This window comes from Guptibacillus spartinae (assembly GCF_028610625.1).
GTDB classification, from domain to species: Bacteria; Bacillota; Bacilli; order Bacillales; family Guptibacillaceae; genus Guptibacillus; species Guptibacillus spartinae.
The window spans coordinates 1-19,617 of record NZ_JAQQWU010000026.1; the positions used below are offsets into that span (position 1 = coordinate 1).

Below are 19,617 nucleotides of genomic sequence, written 5' to 3' on the forward strand. Positions count from 1 at the left end.
GATAAACGAGTCGAAGGCTATAGAGCCGCTGCCATGCAGGCAATCAAGGATCCGATGGGCGTTGCTGAAGCGATCACACAATCCTTCTCCGATACCTATGAAGACGAAGGAGTGGCCTATGTCGCAGGAAATGTCTCCACAGCCTTTATCCCGTATGTCGGCATGGCAGGAAAATCAGCCAGCCTCGCCAAAGTCGCTGGAAAGATCCCGAACTCAAACTTAAGCAAGGTCGCTGGAAGCAGTAAAGTAGACGTCGCAGCCATCGTGAAAAAGCATAACGCCTTTGAAGGAATGAAGCGCGGCATGGGTGAATTTGTCCAAGACGTTAGAGGCGGCATGCAGATTGCGGGGAATTCGAATAGGGTGGCTGTTGGGGCGAATGGTGTTGCGGGGAATGCGGTTGGGAAAGTCGGGGATGTAGCGGAGAGTGGCATTGCATCGGTTTCTAGGAGCAGTGGTCCGAATCGTGCGGTGGATGATTCGATTGTGCGGATTAAGACTGAGGTTGAGCGGGTAGATGGTGGGAAGAAGAGAAGTATACAAGGTACTAAGGGTACGGGTAATGGTGTTACAAAAGATGAATACAAAAGCTTGAGGAAAAAGACACCAAGTAACGATATAAGAAAAATGGTTAATCCAGATGGTCCTAAAGTGGATCCAGTGTACGGGTATGAAGTAGATAAGTTTGAAGCAGACCATATTGTTTCAATGAAAGAAATAACTGAAATGGATGGATTTAGTACGTTAACTAGAGAACAACAAATAGAAATTCTAAATCTAAAAGATAATTTTGTTGGTCTTGGAAAATCTTCGAATGCATCTAAGGGAGCTCATAGATGGGCTGATTGGAAAGGACATTCTAAGATGGGAGAGGTTCCTGTCAATGTTAGAATGGAGATGCTTGAAAAAGAGAAACAAGCTAGAGAAGCTCTAAAAATAGCTATAGAAGAGAGGTTGAAGAAATGAAGAAATTTGAAAAGAGAATTATGGATAAAACCATTATAGTAACTGCTGAAAAAGAATTAGAACCTCAAGTAGAAAGTTTGTTTGCTATATTAGAACAGGTAGACCGTAATAAATTAATTCATGGATTCTCATTACAAGTTGGTTGGTCCGTCTATTATTTACAGGAGAGAGAAACTGAGAATTTTATATTGACTACTCCTGACTACTCTAAAGATCCATTTGAAGATATAACAGAAGATTTAACTTTAGCATTGTGGGTACAACTAGAACAAGGTCATTTTTTGAGAAATATGAATGTAGATGGTTTAGCAATAAAATTTAGTGATAAAATTATACTTTCTAAAGGTGTACTAGAACTCGAAAAAATATATTTACAAAGAAATGGAGATGTTGAAAAAGGAGATTCAGGTTGGTATATAGGACCAGTAGAGGATAATAATACTACAGAGTTGCATGCTCTATATGCTTATCAACTACTAAAAATTAAACCAGAAATCATTCAAGTTCTTGCTTTACCAAATGACTATATGGTTGTTTTTGAAGGTAATGAAATAAAAGCAGTATTAAACGAAAACGATGTAGATGTTTTAAAAGATTCAATATAGCTTTTATTTATGGAAATCTATAGTTACACAACTAAACTATACAGGAAGTAAAACATTGAATAAAGCACTTGATTGTCTACTAATGGCAACAAGTGCTTTTTGTTAGAAATGAAACTTTGGACAAATTAAAATGTCAACATGAAATTCATAGCTCTTGAAGGTAGTACCATCAAGGCATTCTGTTTTAATACTTGCTTTGCGAGAGAAGCACGATAAATAGGCTAGATGACATTTTACATGGCAGGAATTGGGACAGAGGGACAGGTTTCTTGTCCCACCCATAAGTCAAAAAGCGACGACGTTTGTAAGAGTTACTAACTTGCCAGCTACTTTACTTCTGATTGCAAGAAAAATTACTACGATTCGCTTTATGCCCTTTGGTTTATTAGATCATTGTTGGGACGATGTACCTGTCCCTGTGTCCCCAGATGGTAAGAGGAGATCTAGAGTTCTTGAAAATTAATCTAAGGAGTGAGTAAATACTATGAAAGAATTTGAAGATGAGTTTAGTGAATTACAGGCAGATATGATATCTATATGTATGGAGTATGTAGAAAATAGAGCAGATAAAGTATTTGTTTATGCTTCGCGTGAAGAAGGAATTATTGCAAGCGACTTTTTTTATTTGATTAATAATAAGTATGTAGAACCACATAAATTGAATGATGCATTGGAAGATGGAGATGAAAAATACGATACATCCGCGAAAAGGAATTTTATGGTGTTGGATATCTTGAATGAAGATATTGGAAAAATTAAATCATTATGTCAAGAACATAAAAGAGAAATGCCTACTGAGATGAAATTAATATATAATGTTAAGAATGGGAATTTCAAAGCTGAATACAAGTATGATTTAATTTATACTCATGATGATATTAAAACAGCAGATCACATTTTTAATGAGTGGTTTGAGGAAGTGAAAAATAATAAGTTTTAAATGATTTTTAGTTAGATATATGCTGATATTTGGATAGTAGAGGGGAAGAACCATGAGGGGCAGGTTCTGAGTCTCTACAAGGACGTATAAAAGTTTTAAGCATTCAACAGAAATTTGATGCACAATTTTAATCAACTATTCGTCGGCTAAATGCCGACTTTTTTCTTTCTCAGACTAGCAGTTTTGCTGTGAAAGGATATATAAGAGGAGAAGCTATGACAAAACAAGAGTTCTTAAAAAGATATAAAGATGAAAATCTAACTATCGGTGCGGAGTATATGATGATACTTGACAAGATATCAGATGCTCCACTTGTATTAGGATGGGCATATGATCAAGGAGTCTGGAAAATTTATAAAACAGGTGAACGGGATGGTCACTACATTATTAAAGAATACGCTAGTGAATATGAAGCGTTTGATTTTTTTATGAGTTAGTATTAAGTAAACATAACAGACGTAACAATTAAAGCCATATTAGGTCGTTACTATTTGAGAAAACTTTATATTTTCTATCATCATAGAACCAAGCATCACGGGGACGGTTCTCATGACCTGCCTGAGCAAAGGCAGGGTTTGTTGTAAGCACTAACTTCTCTATCTATTGCTGGCTGATGAATTGCGATAAGTGAATCAGTGGAACAGTCACCACAATCCCCCCAACAAAAAAAACGATGTTCACGCACTAATCCGTAAACACCGCTCTTTCCTATGTAAAAAAACATTGTCGTTCAACCGATCTTATGGTAAATTTATAGAGATGCGCGCATACAAATATAAATTTACTCATATTACCCTATTTTAATTATACAATGCGCGTGATTCGTTTGTCAATCCTTTTATCCATTATTCAAAGGAGTGTTTGCATGGATTCGAAACTGCTGCAGGAAAAGAAGCGATTGGACAGTGTCATGGACACGATTCAAGAGGAAGTTGAACGTTTAGAAGATGAAACCTCTAGGCGGAAAAATGAAGTGGTTCATATTCGCAAACACTTTTGGGATGAAGTGAAAGTGAATACAGATACGTTCGATGATTATCTGGAGACCATCATCGGGTTAAGGCAGGAGGCTCAAGCACTTTCGGTTAATCAGAGCTCTCATAGGCATGCATCCAAACGGTTATCCACGCTACGTCGTATGGAGGAGGTTCCTTATTTCGGCCGAATTGATTTTAAAGAAGAAGGATCATCCGATCAGGAAAAAGTCTATATTGGCATCAGCTCATTAAGGGATGCGAGCGGTGATAACTTCCTGATCTACGATTGGAGAGCGCCGGTCTCAAGCGTCTACTATGATTATCCGCCAGGTCCAGCGACGTATGATACACCAGGAGGCGAAGTTCAGGGTACGCTTGAGAAGAAGTGGCAATATTTGATCCGCGGTGGCGTATTGCAGTCTATGTTCGATACAAGTCTTACGATTGGCGATGAGATTCTGCAGGAGGTTTTAGGTAGAGGCACAGATAAACAGATGCACAACATTGTCGCAACCATTCAGCAGGATCAGAACCGCATTATCCGTCATGATCGTGGAAGGCTCTTAATTGTTCACGGGGCCGCAGGGAGTGGCAAGACTTCAGCAGCGCTACAGCGGATTGCTTATTTATTGTACAGAGATCGGAATCATCTAAATGCTGAGCAAATTATTTTATTTTCACCGAATACGATGTTTAACAGCTATGTGTCCAATGTGCTGCCAGAGCTTGGTGAGGAAAATATGCAGCAGGTGACATTCCAGGAATACTTGAATCATCGGCTAAGTGACGAGTTTGACGTTGAGAATCCATATGAACAGCTGGAATATGTGTTAACGGCTGTTAATACACCATCTTACAGGGCGAGGATCGCCGGGATTAAATGGAAAACGTCGACTCGCTTTTTTGAAGTGATCAATGACTATTTAAAATCCCTGGAGCGGTCTGGGATGCGGTTTCATGATGTGACCTTCAGAGGGGAATCGATTGTTACTGCAGAACAAATGGTAGAAAGGTTTTATCGTGCTGATACGTCACTTCGCCTTCAAAACAGACTTGAAAAGCTGAAGGAGTGGATCCTAAAGCAAATTAATGCGTTTGAGAAAGCGGAATGGAATCAGCCATGGGTGCAGGAGAAAATCGAACTACTTAGCAATGAGGAGTACCATAGCCTACAAGCTTACCTCGCGAAAAAGCACGGCGTTGAGGGAGAAGCGATTTATGAATACGAAGTGGAGCCAAGAGAATTAGCTCGCTTAATCGTCCGGAAAATGATGAAGCTGTTGCGAAAGAAAATCAAGGAATTGCGTTTTGTGAATTTTGCAGGGATCTACAAGCAGCTTTTTGCTGATTCGATGCAGCTGGAGCGGCTAAAAATGGAGACGCTGGAGGAATGGCCAGCGGTTTGTCAGGCAACGATTCAAGCGCTGGATGAAGGTCACCTGCGTTATGAAGATGCGACGCCGTTTTTATATGTGAAAGAGCAGATTCAGGGGTTTCAGACAAACAGTTCCATTAAGCATATTGTGGTGGATGAGGCACAGGATTACTCGGCTTTTCAATTTGAGTTTCTAAAGCGCCTGTTTCCTTCTGCCAAAATGACGGTTCTTGGGGACTTCAATCAAGCGATCTTTGCACATGCGAGTGAAATGGTCGATTTTCACTCACTAACGGACTTATATGGAGCAGATAAAACGGAAGTCATCAATATCGCGCGAAGCTATCGTTCCACTAAGCCAATCATTGAATTTACGAGACGGCTTGTGCCTAATGGGGATAAGATTATCCCTTTTGATCGGGATGGAACGATACCTGAGCTGAAACAAGTGGAGGATAATGCAGAGCTACACAGCAGCATTTCTTCAAAAGTGGCAGAATTACGAGGTCAGGGCTTAAACAGTATTGCGATCATCTGCAAATCAGCGGAAGAAAGTTCCCGTGCTTATGCTGGTTTGTCGGGCATTGATGGCATCAAGCTCTTGAAAAGCAGCTCGACTGAATATGAACAGGGTGTGGTTGTCATTCCGTCGTATTTATCCAAGGGAATCGAGTTTGATGCAGTGATTATTTATGATGCGTCCGAGCGTGTCTATGGGGATGAAAGTCTGCGACGGGTATTTTATACCGCATGTACGAGAGCGATGCATGATTTGCAGTTGTATAGTGTGGGAGAGCCGAGTGGGTTGGTTCGGGAGCGCAACGTGGGCGCATCGCTGGTGCATCGTGGGGACGGTTCTCATGATGCATAGTCGTTAGGAAAAACAGATGGTGTTGAGATTTGACTTGATCCATTCTCTTAAGTGACCCTGCCTGGCAATGGCAGGGTTACTTTGGGTTGTGTTGGACGGTTGGTCTTATCTTAACCCGTTCAGTTGAATCAGTAGAACCGTCCCTGCGATTCGCCAGCGATTCTGCGATTTCCCTCTTTTCCTTTGGAACAAACTGTATTATAATGAATGTGTTGCAAATTGCAAAATAACTGTGAGAGTGTTTTTGAATCACTTCGTTTCAACAGGTTTATTTTGCAACATTTTTTTGCTAGTGGTTGAAAACGGTTACAACTTAGGTGGCGCAAATGGGCTTTAAATAAAATAAATACATTCTACATAAGGAGTGAAATTCTCATGTTGAGCGATAAATATCAAAGGTTACAAGACATTTTACAAGAGATGGAAAGCATTGTTGTGGCGTTTTCTGGGGGAGTAGACAGTACTTTATTGTTGAAAGTTGCCATCGATGTTCTAGGTAAGGAGAATGTGCTCGCGGTTACGGCTGATTCAGAAACGTATCCGAGCAGTGAATTAGAGGAAGCGAAGCAGCTTGCTTCTTTAATTGGTGCGCATCATCAGGTGATTGAGACGTCTGAGCTTGCGATTCCGGGGTATACGCAGAATGATGAAAATCGTTGTTACTTTTGCAAAAATGGATTGTTTGAAGAGGTTGTTCCGATTATGCGGGAGAAAGGGTTTCAAAATGTCGTGTATGGCTTAATTGCCGACGATATGGGTGAGCACCGACCAGGAGTCCGCGCAGCAATCGAGCACGATGTGCGGGGGCCGCTGCAAGAGGCGGACCTTTACAAGGATGAAATTCGTACCCTTTCAAAAGAATTAAATCTGCCAACCTGGGAAAAGCCTTCGTTTGCTTGTTTGTCTTCACGCATTGCATATGGCGAGGAAATTACTCAGGAGAAGTTAACGAAGGTTGATAAGTCAGAAGCTTACTTAAAGAGTCTTCGCATTCGACAGGTTCGTGTTCGAACGCATGGGGATATGGCTCGGATTGAGGTTGAACCTCAAGACATGCAGCTAGTGATGGCTAATCATCGAAGCATATCGAAGAAGCTACAATCGTTTGGCTATCAATACGTGACCATCGATCTTGATGGGTATAAGAGTGGAAGCATGAACAAAGTTTTGGAAGAAAGCAATTAAGAGGAGGCGTACAGCATGGGAGCGACAAACTTAGATGACGTTCTAAATCAAGTGAAAGAAGGAAAGATGGATATAAAGGAAGCGAAGACGCTGCTTTCTTCATTTGAGGATATTGGATTTGCGAAAGTGGATCACCAGCGCGAAGACCGTACTGGTTTTCCTGAAGTGATCTTTGGTGAAGGAAAAACAGTAGAACAAATGATTGATATTATCGCGTCTCTAAAGAAAAACACGAACCGAGTACTCGCGACGAGGATTTCGGAGGAAAAAGCAGAAAAGGTGATGAAAGTCGTAGCGGATCTCGACTACAATAAGTCTGCTCGCACTTTATTCTGGAGACACCCCGATGAACCGGCTCTCCTCTATAATGGCTACATTGCCGTGTTGTGTGCTGGTACTTCAGATCTACCTGTAGCTGAAGAAGCAGCTGTAACAGCAGAAGCATTCGGTGCTTCGGTGAAACGCATGTATGATGTTGGTGTGGCGGGCATTCATCGTCTCTTTCATCACCTGGAGGATATCGAAAATGCAACGGTCGCGATTACGGTCGCGGGGATGGAAGGTGCCCTAACGAGTGTTGTCGGTGGATTGATTAGTAATCCAATTGTAGCGGTGCCGACAAGCGTTGGGTATGGCGCGAATTTTCAAGGAGTTTCTTCATTGCTATCCATGCTTAATGCATGTTCACCAGGGATTAGTGTGATGAATATCGACAACGGGTTTGGTGCCGGTTATTACGCAACATTGATTCATAAAAATCATCGAAATACGATACTAAATTAGAGGATGAATGACATGAGAACATTGTATCTTGATTGCTTTTCTGGAATTAGTGGGGATATGACAATTGGAGCGCTACTTGATCTTGGTGGAGATTTAGCGCTTCTTGAAAAGGAAATTGCGAAATTAGAGATCGAATCGGAATACAAGCTAGAATCGTATAAAGTAGTGAAAAAGGGCGTTTCTGCTACAAAGTTTGATGTGATCCTAACCGAGCATGAAGGAGGACATCACCACCGCCATTATTCTGATATTGTGACGATGATCAACAAAGCGGAATTAAATGAAAATGTGACGGCGATGGCTCTTTCCATATTTGAAAAAATAGGGAGAGCGGAAGCCAAAATACATAACATGGCGTTTGAGAAGGTTCACTTTCACGAGGTTGGCGCAGTCGACTCGATCGTCGACATTGTTGGAGCGAGTATTTTAATTGATTCATTGGATATCTCAAAAATCGTTTCCTCTCCGGTTCCAGTAGGCAATGGAAAAATCCGCATTGCTCACGGCTTGTATCCTGTACCTGCACCGGCAACTTTAGAGTTGTTAAAAGGTATACCGATTCAACGTACAGAAATCAAAGGTGAATTAACAACACCAACAGGCGGAGGAATTTTAGCAGCCCTTGTGAATGAATATGGACCAATGCCTTCTTTTACAATTGAAGCCATCGGTTATGGTGCAGGAACGAAGGATTTCCCGGATCATCCGAACGTCCTTCGGGCCTTGCTCGGCAGTCATTAAAGGAAAGGGGTGAGAGTGGATGTCGCAACGATTTGCACATGGGGAAGAGCATCTTGATCATGAGATGACCAAGGTTGAGGTTAATCTTGATGACATGCCTGGCGAGTGGCTGGGGTATGTGATGGAGAAGTTGTTTGATTGTGGGGCGAATGATGTCTTCTATTCTTCTATTTATATGAAGAAAAATCGTCCTGGCGTGTTGCTTCAGCTCTTATGTGATCGAACGAACTTGGATGAGATTAAGAGTGTTTTGTTCAGAGAGACAACAACGCTTGGTATTCGCCATTTCCCGATATCTGTCCACCGCCTAGCGAGAAAATTCTACCAAGTGGAAACCGAATGGGGAAGTGTAACGGTGAAACAGGGGATTCACGAGGGAAAAGTTGTTGAGAATGCTCCTGAATACGAAGATTGTCGGGAGATTGCTGAGAAACATCATGTTCCAATAAAAGAAGTCTACAAAATTGTGTGGGAAAAAATACTGGATCACAAGTAATATCTCCTTCTAACACAGTTATTTAGGGGCAGGAGGTAAATAGAGATGATAAAAGCACTCGTTATTGCGCCTTATGAAGGGTTAATTGAAATTATGCGAGAAATCGCAGAAGAAGTCACTGATTTTGAGCTACATACGGAAATGGGTAACTTGTATGAAGGCGTAGAGATTGCCCAAAGATCGAAGGCAGAAGGCTATGATATGATCATTAGTCGCGGGGGGACGGCCTCATTGGTGCAGGAGGTCGTATCGATTCCGGTGATTGATATTCAGGTTTCCGGTTATGATATCCTTCGTCTCTTAACGCTGGTCAAAGGGTTCTCAGGTAAGGCAGCGATTGTGGGGTTTCCGAATATTTCTCAAGGAGCTGCTACAATCTGTAACTTATTGGATTTGGACATTAATACGATGACCATTCAGAAAGATGTGGAAGTTGAGGATCGCTTAAAGAGCTTAAAAGATGATGGATACGAAGTTGTTATTGGGGACGTTGTCACTGTTGAAGCAGCGAAGCAGTTAGGCATGAATGGGGTGCTAATCACCTCGGGGAAAGAAGCGGTTATGGAGTCATTGGATGAAGCGAGGAGAGTGTATCAGCTATTCTCAAAATTGCACGAAGAAATTTTAGTTTATCAATCCATCATTGACGCTGAGGAGAGATTGATTGGCGTTTTGTCTGATGACGGAAAGGTGATTTGTGCAAACAAACAATTTCACGCCGCATTCGCTCATGAAATGATTGAAAACTCTCCTGAGTTGAAAGAAATCATGGAGACTACTTTCAAAACTAAAACTAATCAAACGAAAATGCTTACCCTTCATAACCAGTTATGGAATGTAAGTTCACAATTCAATGAAGAACATCTTATTTTATTTCTCGAGAAAGCTTTCCCAAATCAAACCACTGTTCAGAAGGAAGATGGTGAGCGATACGCCGTTGAAGTGCAAACGACTATCCCTCATGTGCTGATGACCGGAAAAAGCAAACCAATGCAAGAAGTGTTGAAACAAGTGGAGAAGTACAGTAGAATGACTGAACCCTTATGGATTATTGGGGAAACCGGTAATGGAAAAGATACAGTTGCTCAATCCATCTACTTGAAAAGCAAGAAAAACAACGAACCGTTTATTACCATTCATTGTGAGTTAATGAAAGAGGGGCAGTTAAAAGAGTTGCTTCAAGAGAATTTTTTTAAGGATCATGCCAATGGAATTGTTTATTTAAAGCGTATCGATCGGTTAGACGCCTATTCACAAAAAGAGTTGTATCATTACTTTCATGCCAACAAAGGCAAGTTGCCTCGGCTGATTGTGTCGTCGGCTGATGAGTTCGCTATCGATGAACGTCATGCTACAATCGATCACGAGCTGTTTACCCTTTTAGGCAGGTTAATTATCTATCTACCGCCTCTTAGAGAACGTGTGGAAGACATTGAGAATTTAATTCCAGTCTTTATTTCGGAATTTCATTCGAAGTACAGCAAACAAATTGTAGGGGTAAGGCAAGAAGCGATGCAAGAACTGGTTGAATATGATTGGCCGCGTAATGTCGATCAGCTGAAGCAAGTGATTGAACAGCTCGTTTTACATTCGAACTCCTATTATTTAGAACAGGAAGAAGTCTCTTCAGTCATTTCGCTGTTAAAACAACGTCAAGAAGAGGAAGAATCTGAACGAAATCAAATTGAAATAAGTGGAACATTAAAAGACATTGAAAAGCGAGTCATTACTCAAGTGCTTGAAGAAGAAGAGATGAATCAATCGAAAGCAGCAAAACGACTGGGGATTAATCGATCTACATTATGGCGTAAGCTTAAATCATAAGCTTGCGTCTTTTTTTGTGCTCGATTCTTGGTATACAAAGGTGTTTCTTTAAAAGAAACCTCTATTTGTTTCAAAATGCAACATATTATTGTTGCAACATGCAACTAATTTCGGTTTAAGTAGAAAATTTTAAAAATAGTATTGTTATATGCAACATATTCGTTTACTATAATAAATGTAAGCGTTTTAAAATGTTTCTTTATAAAACAGTGCCAGGTCGTTAAGAGAACTGAATCAATGAGATTGGTTGTTGAAAAGTAAAAATGAACGTGAGTGAACAGGAAGAGAAGAGTTAGTTCTCTCACATTTGATAACCGAAAGGGGGTGGGAATGGTTTTGAAATTAGCAGTTATTGCAGATGACTTAACAGGTGCAAATGATACGGGGGTACAATTTGCAAAACAGGGGTTAGATACTACGGTGTTGTTTCCTGATACAATCTTGCAACCTACCAATATGACGGGAGATGTGATTGTATTAAATTCCAACAGTCGCGCCATTCCGACTGAGAAGGCATATGCAACTGTATCGAATCTTTCCAAACAGTTACGTGAGTTAGGCGTAACATCTGTCTTAAAGAAAATTGATTCCACAATGAGAGGGAACATTGGTACAGAAATTGATGCTGTGATGGATGTGTATGATTTTAATGTCGCTTTCGTTGTTCCTGCTTTTCCAAAAAGCGGACGGATCACCTTGGAAGGCATTCACTATGTCGATGGTGTGCAGCTTGAAGAAACTGAGATTGCAAGAGATCCGACTTGTCCAGTCAAAGAAAGCTACTTGCCTGAACTTCTGCAAAAGCAAAGTAGGAGAGAAGTGGAACTAATCTCTATCCGGGATGTTCGAGAAGGGAAAGAATCCTTAGCCCAAAAGATGAAAGCGCTGTCGAGTCCATCGAAAATTGTGGTGGTAGATGCTGAGACAGATGAAGAACTACATACCATCGTTGAAGCAACACAAAAGTTGGAAGAAAATATTCTGTGGGTTGGATCAGCGGGTATTGCTTATCATCTTTGTAACTCGTTCCATGATCAAACGTTTCAAATAGAAGATGGTGAGAGTAAACAGTTGCCATTATTAGTAGTTGCAGGAAGCATAAGTGCAATTACCCACAAACAAGTGGAAGAGTTAAAGCGGCAGACAAGTATCGAAGAAGTGATGATTGCTCCGTATAAGTTCTTAGGTGAAACAGAACGGCAGAGTGAAATTGAACGAGCCGTTCAAATAGGAGAAGTTCTTCTAAACAAAGGAGACTTAATCGTCTCAACGAATCGTGATGCTGATGCAATCAAGCAAGTGAGAGAGTTCCAACAGACACTAGGACTATCAAACATGGAAGTAGGAAGCAAAATTGCGGATGCACTAGGCATTATCGCTGGTCGTCTCATTGAAACGAAACGGATCCAGGGTGCAGTGTTAACAGGTGGTGACATTGCTGGCGCAACGTGCAAAGTTTTAAATGGAAAAGGTATTCGAATCATCGGTGAAGTGGAAGACGGACTTCCATATGGCACATTATTCGGTGGTTTGTACGATCGTCTCCCTCTCGCAACGAAAGCAGGCGCATTTGGAAGTGAGCGGGCTCTTGTGAAAGCGCTTCATACCTTGAAGGAAGTTACGATGCAAACGTATGAAAGAGTACAACAATAAATCATATTGGAGGAAAAAAGATGAAGAGTTTATCTAAAAAGATATTAGGTGCAACGACAGCATTAAGTCTCAGCCTACTTGTTGCTTGTGGTGGAGGAAACCAACAGGCAGATTCAAGTGGAGGAGAAGCCGCTTCAGATGAAGCGAAAACGTTGCAGGTTGGGATTACACTTGCTGAAGACTCTCATTACTATAAGGGTCTTGAACATTTTGCTGACCTCGTTGAAGAAAAGTCCGACGGTGAGCTAGCGATTGAAATTTTCCCGAATGGATCACTGGGTGGCGAACGTGACATGGTTGAAAGTCTTCAAGTTGGATCATTAGATATGGTCCTTACGTCGACTGGTCCACTTGGTGGTTTTGCACCTGAAATTAATGTTGTCGATCTTCCGTTTCTTTTTGAAAATCGTGAACACGCATACAAAGTATTAGATGGTGAAATTGGTCAGGATCTCTTATCTGGTCTTGAAGACCAAAGCTTAAAAGGTCTTGCTTGGTGGGAGAATGGGTTCCGTCATATTACCAACAGTCAGCACCCAATTGAAAAGCCAGAGGATCTAAAGGGATTGAAGATCCGTACGATGGAAAACAACGTACACATGGATTCCTTTAAAGCTATGGGTGCTGATCCAACTCCAATGTCTTTTACAGAGCTATTTACTGCCTTACAACAGGGCGTAGTTGATGGACAGGAGAATCCAGTTCCGATCATTTCAACTTCTCGCTTCTATGAAGTTCAAGATTATTTAACACTAACGGGTCATTTCTATTCACCAGCGGCACTATTAGTAAGTTCACAAGTGTTCGAAGGTCTTTCTGAAGATCAACAAAAAGCGCTACAAGAAGCAGCTTCTGAAGGTGCAGAGTATGAACGTGAAATCGTTGCAGATATGGAAGAAGAAATGATTGCAGATTTGAAAGATCAAGGTATGGAAATTGTTGAAGATGTCGATAAAAAGGCCTTCCAGAAAGCAACAACTTCCGTATATGATCAGTATGCTGATCAAGTTGGAGAAGATTTAATTAAACAAATCCAGGATGCTGCGAAATAAAAGCAGGCATTAGACTTATGATGTGGGGATAACCTTCCCCCATCATATTGTTGTATGGGGGAGGTTAGGTTACATATGAATGCAATCATCAAAAACATTGATCGATTTAATAAGGTTTTAGGTGTCGTGTTAGCTCTTCTGATCATGGTGATGTCAGCTGTTATCTTCTATCAAGTCTTTTCTAGATTTGTGTTGAAGGATTCATTAAGGTGGTCTGAAGAGTTAGCAAGATATTTAATGGTTTGGAGTGTCTTTATCGGATCTGCCTTAGCGATTCGAAAACGGGATTTAATTTCAGTCGATGCGATTAAAGAGTTGTTGTCTGAACGTGCAAAAGTTGTACTGACTGTATTCGTTTATGTCGTTTCGATTGTGTTTCTTTCTGTATTAGTGAATTACGGGTTTGTCTTAATGGGGAATATTGTACAACAAACATCTCCTGCTATGAACATTTCCATGGGTTGGGCATATGCAGCGATACCGGTTGGTGCCATCTTCATGATTATGAATTGTGTAGCAGTCATTATGGAAACAATTATGAAGCCAAAGGAGGGCGATGAACAATGACAACAGTCCTATTAATCTCCATGCTCGTCTTGTTTTTGTTAAGCGTTCCAATCGCCCTCGCTATTGGTTTAGCTTCTGTTATAGCCATCTATTTTACTAGTGATCTACCAATGCTAGTGATTGTGCAACGAATTTTTACATCACTTGATTCTTTCCCATTAATGGCGATTCCCTTCTTTATACTTGCAGGGGCTCTAATGGAAACAGGAGGGATTTCAAAGCGATTGGTTCATTTCGCAAATACGCTAGCTGGTTCGATGACAGGAGGGCTCGCAGGAGTAACTGTTATAACATCTATGTTCTTTGCGGCGATTTCTGGATCAAGTCCAGCGACCGTAGCAGCCATTGGGTCCATTATGATTCCTGCGATGGTAGCGAGACATTATGATGTTAACTTCGCTGCGGCAGTGCAATCTGTATCAGGTGCGCTTGGCGTTATTATCCCTCCAAGTATTCCAATGATCCTATACGGAGTTGTTGTTGGTGTATCGATTGGAGATCTATTCATAGCTGGGATCATCCCTGGTCTCTTAATCGGCTTTTCGTTAATTTTAACTGCCTTCATCTTTTCGAAGAGACGTGGTTACAAGGGAACAGAGCACTTTACATGGAAAGAGAGAATGGATGCCTTTAAAAATGCGATCTTTGCCTTGTTAATGCCAACGATTATCCTTGGTGGTATTTATGGCGGTATTTTCACGCCAACTGAAGCGGCAGTCGTAGCGGTAGCATATGCGCTTATCATAGGTGTCTTTGTTTACAAAGAAATCAAAATCAAGGACCTTATCCCTGTATTTGTGAAATCAGGTTTAACGACGTCCATTATTATGTTGATTATTGGTACAGCAGGTCTTCTAGGGTGGTTATTAACAAAAGAGAGAATTCCACAAACTGTGGCTCAGTCCTTTATTAGTTTCTCGGATAACCCGTTAGTGTTTCTGTTAATTGTTAACGTATTCCTTCTTATTGTAGGAATGTTCTTTGAAACATCAGCGTCTGTCATCATTCTTGCACCAATCTTAGCGCCAATTGCTATTCAGCTAGGCGTAGATCCAGTTCATTTCGGTATTATTATGGTTGTGAATCTAGCGATTGGTATGGTGACACCTCCACTGGGTGTCAACCTATTTGTAGCGATGCAAATATCTAAGATTAGACTAGAAACGCTATCCAAAGCGGTTTTGCCGTTTTTAATCATACTAATTGCCGATGTGTTACTGATTAGTTATGTACCAGAGATCTCACTATTCTTAGTGGAGTTATTAAAGAATTAATGAATTAAGAGGAGGAAATAACGTATGACAGCTAAACCAATTATTGCGATTACAATGGGCGATCCATCGGGGGTAGGGCCAGAGGTCATTGTCAAATCGTTTAAAGATGAAGCCATCTATGACAACAGTTCGCTATTTGTCATTGGTGATCGTAAAATGTTAGAAAGAGCGATTGATGTGACAGGTGTTCAGCTTGATGTACGTAGCATTGCTGAGCCTGAAGAAGCGAAGTTTGAATATGGAACAATTGATGTGGTTGATTTAAATCTTGTTTCGGACGAATTGCCGTGGGGTGAAGTATCTTCAGAAGCTGGAAATGCCGCATTCCGCTATTTAGAAAAGGCCATTTCTTATGCGAATGATCAAAAAATCCAGGGGATTTGTACCGCTCCTTTAAACAAGGAAGCCCTTCATAAAGCAGGTCATATCTATCCTGGACACACAGAAATTTTGGCAGAGCTAACGAACACAAAGGACTTTGCGATGATGTTGTCTGCTCCTGGCTTACGAGTGATCCACGTGACAACTCATATCGGCTTGATCGATGCGGTTAATAAAATTAATGTAGACCGTCAGTACACTGTTATTAAATTAGCTCATGAGACGTTACAAAAAGCAGGTATTGCCGATCCTAGAATTGCCGTTTGTGGCATTAATCCGCATGCAGGAGAAAACGGTTTGTTCGGTAACGGAGAAGAAGAAGAGAAAATTATCCCAGCTGTTGAAAAAGCTCAAAAAGAAGGAATCAATGTTGTCGGACCACTTCCAGCGGATACCTTATTTTTTAGAGCAAAACGTGGCGATTTTGATATCGTTGTTGCCCAATATCATGATCAGGGGCATGGTCCGATTAAAGTATTAGGTCTAGAGTCGGGCGTTAACATTACGGTTGGACTTCCAACGATTCGCACGAGCGTCGACCACGGTACTGCTTTTGATATCGCTGGCAAAAACATTGCTGATGAAAAGTCATTAAAAGAAGCGATCCGAATGGCTTATGAGCTAGCACCCACAAAGGTGATCAAGTAGACTTATAACTGAATAAATCCATATAGCAAGAGACAGCTTAGATCGTCTCTTGCTATCCTTTTTATAAAGACAAGGTAAAGTTATAAATGGACTATTCTTGCACGGAAGCATGTTGAGAAAAGGAACGATTCTGAAAAGGGGTGGAAAAGATGGCTTTTCCTAAGGTTGCGAAAATTAGGCAGAAGTTTGAGGTAGAAAGTATTACAGATGTCTCAAAAGTAATTGAAGAACAGTTTCAGGCCGTTGAAGCAAATCAAAAAATTAAGCCAGGTATGGAAATTGCAATCACAGTCGGAAGTCGTGGAATTGCGAATATCGATAGGATTGTCAAAGCGATAGCGGACGAAATCAAAAAGCGTGAGGCCACACCGTTTATTATTCCAGCGATGGGCAGTCACGGGGGTGCAACGGCTGAAGGACAAGTGGAAGTCCTTGAAGGATTGAATGTGACAGAAGAAACAACAGGATGTGAAATTCGCTCTTCAATGGAAGTCGTTGAGATCGGTGAAACTTCTGCTGGTATTCCAGTCTATATTGATAAGCATGCGTATCACTCTGATGGGATCATTGTCATGAACCGAGTGAAGCCGCATACTGATTTTAAGAAAGATATTGAAAGTGGCGTATTAAAGATGGCTTCGATCGGTATGGGGAAACACAAGCAGGCGCTTGCTCTTCATACATATGGAATTAAAGGAATCCGAGATATGATGCCAGAGGTAGGGAAGGTGGCGATTGCGAATTCCAACACGCTGTATGGCATAGCGGTGGTTGAAAATGCCCTTGAAGAAACGGCGATCATTGAGGTCATGGAGCCTGAAGAAATTCAAGATCGCGAACGGAAGCTTCTTCGAAGAGCATTTGAGTTAATGCCGAGCTTACCAATCGATCAAATTGATATTTTAGTTGTCGATGAAATTGGTAAGAATTACAGTGGAACAGGGATGGATACCAACATTATTGGTCGTATACGTGTCCTTGGTGTAGAAGAGCCAGAGAAACCAAGTATCAAATACTTAATTGCTTCGAACTTAAGTGAGGCTAGTCACGGTAACGCTCTCGGAATTGGACTCGCGGATCTAACAACGAAGCGTTTATTTGAGAAGATTGATATGAAAGCAATGAACGAAAACGTCATCACGAGTACTTTTCTTGATCGCGCCAAAATACCAATTGTTCTCGACAGCGACAGAGAGGCATTAACTGCAGCACTTCGCGCAACATGGGGCGTGAAAGATGAAGAGACAAGGTTCGTCCGTATTCCTAATACGCTTCATATTGGAGAAATGATTGTCTCAGAAGTGCTTTATCATGAATTAAAAGACCAATCGAATATTGACGTGATCGAAGAGCCAACTGAAATGCAATTTGATGAAGATGGGTATTTCCTATAAAGTAGAGTAGATATACATCCGGATTGGAGGTAGACTTGCTGAATCCATCAGTAAGAAACTACCTTTTTTCGGTGTGTATATAGAAGAAAGGTGTGAAAAGATGATTAGTAGTTTAACTTCCGTATTGATTCTAGGCTTTATTTTAGGTATTAAACATTCCATTGAACCAGATCATGTTATCGCCGTATCAACGATAGCAAGTGAAACTAAGAAATGGTGGCGCTCCTCATTAGCTGGTGTGTTCTGGGGAATTGGTCATACGTTGACACTCTTTATTGTCGGTATGATTGTTATTCTGATGAAAGGGGAGATACCAGAAGCATGGGCCATTGCAATGGAATTTCTTGTTGGTGTCATGCTCGTCTATCTTGGATTTAAGAGTGTATGGATGATAAGAAAACACTCAGATCTTCACGAAAAAAGCAAGCATGCTCCATTTATTAAATCAACAGCTATTGGCTTCGTGCACGGTCTTGCAGGAAGTGCAGCAATGGTTCTCCTAACCATGTCTTCCGTTACAACGATCGGAGAAGGAGCTCTTTACATGCTCGTTTTCGGAGCTGGCACAGTGATCGGAATGCTTGGTTTTACGACCATTATCGGCATCCCCTTTGTTCTTAGCAAAAATAAAGTGAAGATCAACAACAACCTTACAAGGTTAACTGGTGTTGTTAGCATGTTGTTTGGTGTGTACTATATGTACAGCGTATGGTGATGGTAGGAGTCTAGTCATCACCTTATTAGTAGTCTATCCTTCATAGACGGGATCTTTGAGATATCCAAATCGCCATTTGCAACGTGAGGGCATCTTTAAATTGCCGGGGATCATACCCTGTGTCCTCTTTAATTTTATTAATTCGATAGACGAGTGTATTTCGATGGATGTACATATCCTCAGAAGTTTGCTGGATATTGAGATTGTTTTTAAAAAGAAATGACAGCGTATCGCTATATTTTGATAAGGTTTTATTAAACACTCGATCTTTGAATCGTTCCGCAACGTGATGATTGATTTGATAGAGAATCGCTTGTGGTTCTACATCTTCAAAGAAAACAATTTTTTTGTTTGGATCACTAATTTCAAAGGCCAGCTCACAATCTTCATATGACTGACTAAACCCCTCAAACGTGGAGAAGGGGTTACTTACTCCCAGTCGAAATGGAAGAGAAAAGTGATGCAATTCTAAAGATATACGCTTGATAAGTTTTTTGACATTATAGTCATTCACACCGCAAAGTCCGATAAACAAACGATTCACGTTAATAAAGCCTACAAGGGCATAGTGATCTTTGAAAAGGTTTTCAATTCGTTCAACGATGGTTTGGTTCGGGATGGAACGTTCCCCTATATGTATAATAACAGTGGTAAAAGGAGCTGGAAGTTTTGTATTTAGTAGGTCTAATCCCCTTTCAATTTGTTCGTATGAGGGGAATGGCTTAAGCAATTCTTCTGCAATCATTTCTTTTGTGCGCTGTTTCCATTCTAATTGTCTGGCAATAAACTCCTGTTTGATCATCAATTCCGTTGCCATTTTCACAAGACCACCAACGTCACCCATTTCTTCTGGGTTTCCTGTAATGCCAATGACGCCGACAATCTGATTTTGAAACGAAATCGGTAAATTGAGTCCGGGTTGAGCGCCCCTCCATTTTCCTTCTTCATCCGAGGAGATGGAGAGAGGTGCTTTCGTTTTAATAACTTCAAGTGCACCTTCATGGATTTGATCAATGCGTTCCATATTTCCTGAAGCGATAATGACACCCTGCTCATTCATAATGTTGATGTTGCGATGTAATCGATTTGACGTCTCAATCACAATCGTTTTGGCAATCGTTCTCGTTAGCATATTTACTCCCTCCTTTAGCTATAATAGACGAAAAATTC

Annotated in this window: 17 protein-coding genes and 1 pseudogene; 17 read left to right on the plus strand and 1 reads right to left on the minus strand. The window is 41.0% G+C overall.

Features of this window, described 5'->3' with window-relative positions; translation table 11 throughout:
• From PQ511_RS22985 to PQ511_RS23065, 17 genes and pseudogenes are all read left to right on the plus strand, one after another.
• A pseudogene (locus tag PQ511_RS22985) lies at positions 1-966 on the plus strand (hypothetical protein); the annotation flags it as partial.
• Positions 963-1,571, plus strand: a complete 609-nt coding sequence (locus PQ511_RS22990) for an immunity protein Imm33 domain-containing protein (protein ID WP_273854248.1) — start codon at positions 963-965, stop codon at positions 1,569-1,571. The pseudogene PQ511_RS22985 and the gene PQ511_RS22990, both read left to right, overlap by 4 nt.
• Positions 1,572-2,055: 484 nt before the next feature.
• Positions 2,056-2,511: a DUF600 domain-containing protein gene (locus PQ511_RS22995; protein ID WP_273854249.1), complete on the plus strand. Its 456-nt coding sequence runs from the start codon at positions 2,056-2,058 to the stop codon at positions 2,509-2,511.
• Between the two features lie 215 nt (positions 2,512-2,726).
• Positions 2,727-2,948: a hypothetical protein gene (locus PQ511_RS23000; RefSeq protein ID WP_273854250.1), complete on the plus strand. Its 222-nt coding sequence runs from the start codon at positions 2,727-2,729 to the stop codon at positions 2,946-2,948.
• Between the two features lie 428 nt (positions 2,949-3,376).
• Positions 3,377-5,734 carry an RNA polymerase recycling motor HelD gene (gene helD, locus PQ511_RS23005; protein WP_273854251.1) on the plus strand — a complete coding sequence of 786 codons (2,358 nt, stop codon included), beginning with the start codon at positions 3,377-3,379 and terminating at the stop codon, positions 5,732-5,734.
• Positions 5,735-6,109: 375 nt separating this feature from the next.
• Entirely contained in the window at positions 6,110-6,919 is an 810-nt protein-coding gene (larE, locus tag PQ511_RS23010) for an ATP-dependent sacrificial sulfur transferase LarE (RefSeq protein ID WP_273854252.1), read from the plus strand.
• A gap of 15 nt (positions 6,920-6,934) precedes the next feature.
• Complete coding sequence (larB, locus tag PQ511_RS23015; protein WP_273854253.1) at positions 6,935-7,702, plus strand: nickel pincer cofactor biosynthesis protein LarB; 768 nt, start codon at positions 6,935-6,937, stop codon at positions 7,700-7,702.
• 12 nt (positions 7,703-7,714) lie between these two features.
• On the plus strand, positions 7,715-8,443 hold the full coding sequence (gene larC, locus PQ511_RS23020; protein ID WP_255648134.1) for a nickel pincer cofactor biosynthesis protein LarC: 729 nt from the start codon (positions 7,715-7,717) through the stop codon (positions 8,441-8,443).
• A 19-nt stretch (positions 8,444-8,462) separates the two neighbouring features.
• Positions 8,463-8,939 (plus strand): nickel pincer cofactor biosynthesis protein LarC2, encoded by a 477-nt coding sequence (gene larC2, locus PQ511_RS23025; RefSeq protein WP_273854254.1) that lies wholly within the window; start codon positions 8,463-8,465, stop codon positions 8,937-8,939.
• Positions 8,940-8,984: 45 nt separating this feature from the next.
• Positions 8,985-10,763, plus strand: a complete 1,779-nt coding sequence (locus PQ511_RS23030) for a PrpR N-terminal domain-containing protein (protein WP_273854255.1) — start codon at positions 8,985-8,987, stop codon at positions 10,761-10,763.
• Positions 10,764-11,093: 330 nt separating this feature from the next.
• On the plus strand, positions 11,094-12,416 hold the full coding sequence (locus tag PQ511_RS23035) for a four-carbon acid sugar kinase family protein (protein ID WP_273854256.1): 1,323 nt from the start codon (positions 11,094-11,096) through the stop codon (positions 12,414-12,416).
• A gap of 20 nt (positions 12,417-12,436) precedes the next feature.
• A complete protein-coding gene (locus tag PQ511_RS23040; RefSeq protein ID WP_273854257.1) occupies positions 12,437-13,468 on the plus strand; it encodes a TRAP transporter substrate-binding protein in 1,032 nt (343 codons plus the stop codon).
• Between the two features lie 75 nt (positions 13,469-13,543).
• Positions 13,544-14,035, plus strand: coding sequence for a TRAP transporter small permease (locus tag PQ511_RS23045; protein WP_273854258.1), 492 nt, complete (start codon positions 13,544-13,546; stop codon positions 14,033-14,035).
• Complete coding sequence (locus PQ511_RS23050) at positions 14,032-15,309, plus strand: TRAP transporter large permease (RefSeq protein WP_226658904.1); 1,278 nt, start codon at positions 14,032-14,034, stop codon at positions 15,307-15,309. Before PQ511_RS23045 ends, PQ511_RS23050 begins: the two co-directional genes overlap by 4 nt.
• Positions 15,310-15,333: 24 nt before the next feature.
• Positions 15,334-16,338 carry a 4-hydroxythreonine-4-phosphate dehydrogenase PdxA gene (gene pdxA, locus PQ511_RS23055; protein ID WP_273854259.1) on the plus strand — a complete coding sequence of 335 codons (1,005 nt, stop codon included), beginning with the start codon at positions 15,334-15,336 and terminating at the stop codon, positions 16,336-16,338.
• A 149-nt stretch (positions 16,339-16,487) separates the two neighbouring features.
• Positions 16,488-17,732: a nickel pincer cofactor-dependent isomerase, group 22 gene (locus PQ511_RS23060; protein ID WP_273854260.1), complete on the plus strand. Its 1,245-nt coding sequence runs from the start codon at positions 16,488-16,490 to the stop codon at positions 17,730-17,732.
• Between the two features lie 100 nt (positions 17,733-17,832).
• On the plus strand, positions 17,833-18,447 hold the full coding sequence (locus tag PQ511_RS23065; RefSeq protein WP_273854261.1) for a HoxN/HupN/NixA family nickel/cobalt transporter: 615 nt from the start codon (positions 17,833-17,835) through the stop codon (positions 18,445-18,447).
• A gap of 40 nt (positions 18,448-18,487) precedes the next feature.
• Here PQ511_RS23065 and PQ511_RS23070 read toward each other — a convergent pair whose 3' ends face one another.
• On the minus strand, positions 18,488-19,579 hold the full coding sequence (locus tag PQ511_RS23070; RefSeq protein WP_273854262.1) for a CdaR family transcriptional regulator: 1,092 nt from the start codon (positions 19,577-19,579) through the stop codon (positions 18,488-18,490).
• Positions 19,580-19,617: the final 38 nt, after the last annotated feature.

What these genes read in the sequence shown, in the direction of transcription:
- PQ511_RS22990 (WP_273854248.1), top strand. Translation starts at nt 963, where the DNA reads ATGAAGAAATTTGAAAAGAGAATTATGGATAAAACCATTATAGTAACT.
- PQ511_RS22995 (WP_273854249.1), top strand. Translation starts at nt 2,056, where the DNA reads ATGAAAGAATTTGAAGATGAGTTTAGTGAATTACAGGCAGATATGATA.
- PQ511_RS23000 (WP_273854250.1), top strand. Translation starts at nt 2,727, where the DNA reads ATGACAAAACAAGAGTTCTTAAAAAGATATAAAGATGAAAATCTAACT.
- helD (WP_273854251.1), top strand. Translation starts at nt 3,377, where the DNA reads ATGGATTCGAAACTGCTGCAGGAAAAGAAGCGATTGGACAGTGTCATG.
- larE (WP_273854252.1), top strand. Translation starts at nt 6,110, where the DNA reads ATGTTGAGCGATAAATATCAAAGGTTACAAGACATTTTACAAGAGATG.
- larB (WP_273854253.1), top strand. Translation starts at nt 6,935, where the DNA reads ATGGGAGCGACAAACTTAGATGACGTTCTAAATCAAGTGAAAGAAGGA.
- larC (WP_255648134.1), top strand. Translation starts at nt 7,715, where the DNA reads ATGAGAACATTGTATCTTGATTGCTTTTCTGGAATTAGTGGGGATATG.
- larC2 (WP_273854254.1), top strand. Translation starts at nt 8,463, where the DNA reads ATGTCGCAACGATTTGCACATGGGGAAGAGCATCTTGATCATGAGATG.
- PQ511_RS23030 (WP_273854255.1), top strand. Translation starts at nt 8,985, where the DNA reads ATGATAAAAGCACTCGTTATTGCGCCTTATGAAGGGTTAATTGAAATT.
- PQ511_RS23035 (WP_273854256.1), top strand. Translation starts at nt 11,094, where the DNA reads ATGGTTTTGAAATTAGCAGTTATTGCAGATGACTTAACAGGTGCAAAT.
- PQ511_RS23040 (WP_273854257.1), top strand. Translation starts at nt 12,437, where the DNA reads ATGAAGAGTTTATCTAAAAAGATATTAGGTGCAACGACAGCATTAAGT.
- PQ511_RS23045 (WP_273854258.1), top strand. Translation starts at nt 13,544, where the DNA reads ATGAATGCAATCATCAAAAACATTGATCGATTTAATAAGGTTTTAGGT.
- PQ511_RS23050 (WP_226658904.1), top strand. Translation starts at nt 14,032, where the DNA reads ATGACAACAGTCCTATTAATCTCCATGCTCGTCTTGTTTTTGTTAAGC.
- pdxA (WP_273854259.1), top strand. Translation starts at nt 15,334, where the DNA reads ATGACAGCTAAACCAATTATTGCGATTACAATGGGCGATCCATCGGGG.
- PQ511_RS23060 (WP_273854260.1), top strand. Translation starts at nt 16,488, where the DNA reads ATGGCTTTTCCTAAGGTTGCGAAAATTAGGCAGAAGTTTGAGGTAGAA.
- PQ511_RS23065 (WP_273854261.1), top strand. Translation starts at nt 17,833, where the DNA reads ATGATTAGTAGTTTAACTTCCGTATTGATTCTAGGCTTTATTTTAGGT.
- PQ511_RS23070 (WP_273854262.1), bottom strand. Translation starts at nt 19,579, where the DNA reads ATGCTAACGAGAACGATTGCCAAAACGATTGTGATTGAGACGTCAAAT.